Origin of the sequence: Pseudovibrio sp. POLY-S9, from assembly GCF_001431305.1 — a bacterium.
GTDB lineage: Bacteria > Pseudomonadota > Alphaproteobacteria > Rhizobiales > Stappiaceae > Pseudovibrio.
Window position 1 is genome coordinate 1 of the sequence record NZ_LCWX01000186.1, and the last position, 1027, is coordinate 1027.

At 60.9% G+C, this 1027-nt stretch carries 1 protein-coding gene; it reads right to left on the reverse strand.

Features of this window, described 5'->3' with window-relative positions:
• Positions 1-1027: terminase gpA endonuclease subunit (locus PPL9_RS18245; RefSeq protein ID WP_200962336.1), on the reverse strand; the 1027-nt coding region annotated here is incomplete at both ends.

Here is a 1027-nt window from a genome sequence, read left to right on the forward strand (position 1 = left end):
CGCCCTTGCCCCAACCGACAATCTCCAGCTCCAGCCGGTCGTCCTGCGTATCCACGCCCGCCGTGATCAGTGCCACCTCATCCGGCAGGATCTCGCCAAACGGCTCGCAGCGGCTCAACAGGCGTTCTGCTTCAATCGGCGCGGTGTCGCGGTCCTCATAGGCTTCTCCCAACCGTGTATTGACGAAGGTTTGCAGCCTTGGCGGATCGCTTTTGACGGTGAGAAACTCCGCTGCCATCTTGCCCCACGTCTCAAACGGAGAATACAGCCCTGGCAACCAGAACCCCGCCGTGCGGCCATCGCCATCCTTCGTCGCCTGCCATTGGCCTTGCGCCAGCATCTTCAGCTTGTGGCGCTCCTCAATCGGCTCCCCGCAATGCTCACAGTGCAGCGTTGCTTTCAGCGGTTCACCCTCCGGCCACTTGATCCGCGCCCAGGCGATGACTTGCAGAGCGCCGCAATGGGGGCAAGGCACAAAAAACTTGCGTTGATCGGATTCCGCATAGGCTTTCTCGATGCGCGACACACCGGAAAGGGTTGGCGTGGAACAGAGGTAAATCTTCTTTTTGCCTGCATAGGTCGCCGTGCGCCGGATCGCCAGTTCCACCGGATCGCCTTCGCCATCCGCATCCACCGGATAGCCGTCCACCTCATCCAGAAAGATGTAGCGCACGGGCGTTGAGCGCAGGCCTGTTGGGGCGTTGGCCCCTGTCATCACCAGTTCACCACCCACAAAGCTTTTCATGGCGATGGTGTTGCCTTTCTCGCGGGTTTTGGGCGCGGCCACTTTAGCCTTGAGGGCTGGCGTGTCGTTGATGAGCGGATCTATGCGGGTGCGGCTGTTGCGCTTGAGCATATCCAGCGAGGGCATCACCAGCAGCATCATTCCTGGCGCGTGGTCGATGACGTAGCCGATCCAGTTCAGCCCTGCCTCCGTCTTGCCTACCTGAGCGCCCGCCATAAACACCACCCGCTCCACCTGGGAGGCAGTGGACAGACAATCCATGATCTCGCCCAGATACGGCAC